General features: G+C 72.5%; 2 protein-coding genes. Both read right to left on the reverse strand.

The annotated features are described in order from the left end of the window. A partial coding sequence (locus H5J33_RS25785; RefSeq protein ID WP_181797257.1) for a catalase occupies positions 1-2068 on the reverse strand: 2068 nt, incomplete at its 3' end. A 433-nt stretch (positions 2069-2501) separates the two neighbouring features. Continuing rightward, positions 2502-3965 (reverse strand): aminotransferase class I/II-fold pyridoxal phosphate-dependent enzyme, encoded by a 1464-nt coding sequence (locus tag H5J33_RS25790; protein WP_181797258.1) that lies wholly within the window; start codon positions 3963-3965, stop codon positions 2502-2504. Positions 3966-4202 lie beyond the last annotated feature (237 nt).

Here is a 4202-nt window from a genome sequence, read left to right on the forward strand (position 1 = left end):
CGTCATCACCGCAGCCCTCGCCCTGGCCGGCACGGCCGACGCCTTCGCCTCCGTAGGCGTCGGCGCCGACCCCGGGGGTGCCCGCCACCAGCACCGCGTCGAACTCCACGGAGCGCGCGGTGGCGTAGGTCCGCTGAATGGTCAGGGCGTCGGCGCCGTCGCCGAGGGTGCCGCCGACCGGTGCCACGATCAGCGGGACCATGCCGCCGTCGAGGACCGCCTGGCGGACGGCCCGTACCCCGTCGAGGTCGCCGTCGGGTCCGGTGAGGATGCCGATGATCCGGCCGTCGGTGGGCCAGGTCCGCCCGACCTGGGAGAGGGCGGGGCTGGGCTGGACGTCGGCGAGGGGCACGGTGGGTTCGGGTGCGGGCAGGCCGAGGCCGGCCGCGACACCCGCGCACAGCTCCGGGTCGATGTTGGCCAGGACCTGCAACGCCCGTTCCCGGATGGCCACTTCGTAGCACTTGCCGAGTTCGAAGGTGTAGGCGCCGATGATGTGCTCGCGCTCGGGCGGGCTCATGCTCAGCCAGAACCGGCGCGGCTGGCTGAAGTGGTCGTTGAAGGATTCGGGCGCCTCGCGGACCTTGGTCGCCTCGGGGACGCGTACGGGCGTCTCGACGTACGCGCCCAGGTTCGCGCCGGCGGTGAACGGGCAGCCGCCGTCGAGGGAGTTGGGCCGGTAGGGGGCCACGCCCCGGTGGACGGCCGTCTGGTGGAAGCCGTCGCGGAGCATGTCGTTGACCGGGGCGTGCGGCCGGTTGATCGGGATCTGTGGGAAGTTGGGTCCGGCCAGGCGGGTGATCTGGGTGTCCAGGTAGGAGAAGAGCCGGCCGGCGAGCAGCGGGTCGTCGGTGATGTCGATGCCGGGGACGACGTGGCCCACGTGGAAGGCGACCTGCTCGGTCTCGGCGAAGAAGTTGGACGGGTTGCGGTCGAGGGTGAGCAGCCCGATCGGCTGAACGGGGGCCAGTTCCTCGGGGACGATGTTGGTCGGGTCCAGCAGGTCGATGCCCTCGAAGGTCTGGTCGGGGGTGTCGGGGAAGGTCTGGATGCCGAACTCCCACTGCGGGTAGGCGCCCGCCTCGATGGCGTCGGCGAGGTCCCGGCGGTGGAAGTCGGGGTCGACGCCGTTGATGATCTGCGCCTCCTCCCACACCAGGGAGTGCACACCCAGCTTCGGCTTCCAGTGGAACTTCACCAGCGTGGTCTCGCCGGCCGCGTTGACCAGGCGGAAGGTGTGGACGCCGAAGCCCTCCATGGTGCGGAACGAGCGCGGGATGCCCCGGTCGGACATGTTCCACAGGGTGTGGTGGGTGGCCTCGGTGTGCAGGGTGACGAAGTCCCAGAAGGTGTCGTGGGCGCTCTGCGCCTGCGGGATCTCCCGGTCGGGATGCGGTTTGCCGGCGTGGATGACGTCGGGGAACTTGATGGCGTCCTGGATGAAGAACACCGGCATGTTGTTGCCGACCAGGTCGAAGACGCCCTCGCTGGTGTAGAACTTGGTCGCGAAACCGCGGGTGTCGCGCACGGTGTCGGAGGAGCCCCGGGAGCCGAGCACGGTGGAGAAGCGGACGAACACCGGGGTCTCGACGTCCTCGGCGAGGAAGGCCGCCTTCGTCACGTTGGCCGCGGTGCCGTAGCTGCGGAAGACGCCGTGCGCCCCGGCGCCGCGGGCGTGGACCACGCGCTCGGGGATGCGCTCGTGGTCGAAGTGCATGACCTTCTCCCGCAGGTGGTGGTCCTGCAGGAGCACCGGGCCGCGGGGTCCGGCCTTGAGGGAGTGGTCGGTGTCGTACAGCCGGGTGCCCTGGGCGTTGGTCAGATAGCTGCCGCTCTGCGCCATCCGGGCCTGGTCGGCGCCGGTCGGCTGCCCGGTCGGGGAGACGGTGTCGGGGCCGGTCTGGTCGGGCTTGGGCGGGAAGGGCTCGTGGGGGTCGGTCGGCTCGGCGACCGGCGGCGTCTTCGGGCCCGGCTTGCCCGGGATGCCGTCCTCGGGGCCCGTGGGTCCTCCCTGGAGGGCGTCGGCCACCTTGTCCGCGGCTCGCTTCAGGGGGTTCGTCTCGCTCATCAGTGGCAATTCCTTCGCTGGTCACGGGGCGGGCCCGGCTCGAACGGGCGGGTGTCCGCCGCACGGTGGCCCCCGCCGGGGGCACGGCCGGCACCACGGCTCGCGTCGGGTGGGTCCCGGGTGGAGGCGGCCGATGACGGCCTCGTACCGAGGTCCCCGGGCCGGGGCGTCCGAAACCGGGAACCTCGGGGAGTTCCCGGTCGGGGTGAAGTCGGGCCGTCTCGTATCGAGTTGCCGGGACGGCGGGCCCGCCGGACGCGCTGGTCCGGCCCGGGGACCGTAGGCAGGGCCACAGCCCCCTGCCGCGGACGTGTCCGTCAGCAGGGCCGGCTTCTTGACCCGGTGCGGGGCCGCCGGTGCCCGGCCGCCCGCACCGCCACCCTAGGCGCTGACCCGGCGCGGCGCAGTTCGAACGGTTGCGGGGTCCGGCCGGTCAGGGGCGGGCGACGACGCGGAAGGTGTCCAGGGAGGAGTCCGCCGCGTCCGGCACGAGGAAGCCGTGGGCGATCCCGCTGCGCAGATAGTCCACGATCTCCGCGGTGATGACCTCGCCGGGTGCCACGACCGGCACGCCCGGCGGATAGGGGCTGAGCGTCTCGGCGGCGATCCGGCCCACGGCCCGTTCGGCGGGCACCTGTTCGGCCGGGCCGAAGAAGGCGTCCCGGGGCAGGAGCGCCTGTTCCAGCTCCAGGGCACGCGGCTCGGGCAGGTGCACGGCCGGGCGCCGCTCGATGGTGTCCGCCCGCTCCACCAGCGAACGCACGGACTCCACCAGCAGCTTCTCGGTCTGCTCGTCGTCGGAGTGGGTGATGGAGGCGCTGATCCGGCAGGTGTCCGAGCCGCCCATGTCGACGTGGCAGTTGGCGCGCAGCCACTCGGTGGCCTGCATACCGCTGATGCCGAGGCCCCGTACGTCGACGACGATCTTCAGCGGGTCGAACTCGGCGGCCAGCCCCTCGTCGACGATCTCGCCGCCCATCACCCGCAGCCCGGGCAGTTCCCGCAGCTGGGCCCGGACGCGTTCGGCGCGGTGCAGCGCCGCGTCCAGCAGGTCGTGCCCCTGCTCGACCATCTGCCGCCGCCAGCCGTCGAGGGCGGCGTAGACCAGGCAGGAGGCGCTGGTGGTGCCGAGCAGGTCCTCACGCTGTTTGAGCACGGTCGGCGAGACCCGGTCGCCCTGGAGGTGGAAGACCGAGCTCTGCTCGATGGCGCCGCCCATCTTGTGCACGCTGGTGACGACCAGGTCGGCCCCCGCGTCCATGCCCCACACGGGCAGGCCGGAGTGGAAGGGCAGGTGGGCGCCCCACGCCTCGTCCACGATGAGGGGGACGTCGGCGGCGTGGCAGACGTCGGCGACCGCGCGCACGTCGGCGCAGGTGCCCCAGTCGGTGGGGGTGATCAGCAGCATGCCCTTGGCGTCGGGGTGCTCGCGCAGCCGGTCGCGGACGTCGTCGGCCTCCGGCGGATGGGCCATGTGCCGTTCGCCGTCGAACTCGGGGTGCACCCAGACGGGCTCCACCCCGTTGATGATCACCGCGGCGATGACCGACTTGTGGGCGTTGCGGGACAGCAGCAGCTTCTCCCCCGGTCCGGCGACCGCGAGCATCGCGGTCTTCACGGACAGGGAGCTGCCGCAGGTGGAGAAGAACGCCTGGTCGGCGCCGACCGCGTCGGCCATCAGTTCCTGGGCCTGCTCCAGCACCCCCTGGGACTGGCGGCGGTCGTCCAGCCCGTTGAGGGTGAGCACGTCCGAGCGGAACACGTCCAGCCCGAGGATGTCGGCCACCCGTGGATCGGTTCCCCGGCCCTGTTTGTGCCCGGGCGGCCCGAACACCACGTCCCCTCGTCGCCGGAACTCCTGCAGAGCCTCCAGCACGGGTACGCGGGAGTGGTCCATGGCTGCCTCCTGAGCTGTTCGGTTCCGCACCCACCGTGTTGCACCGGCGGGGCGCCCCAAACCCGGCGGCCCGGTGTCAGGAGCCGTCCGGGTGGAACCCGGCCCGGCACGGAGCACACCCGCCGCATCGAGGAGGTCTCGTGTCGCTGTACCGCCGGATCGGGGAGGAGGTCGCGCGGCGCGCCGACGCGCTGTGGTCCGTGGCGTCGGCGCTGCACGCGGACCCGGAGACCGCGT

This window comes from Streptomyces sp. WELS2 (assembly GCF_013870595.1).
In the GTDB taxonomy this organism is placed as follows: Bacteria; Actinomycetota; Actinomycetes; order Streptomycetales; family Streptomycetaceae; genus Streptomyces.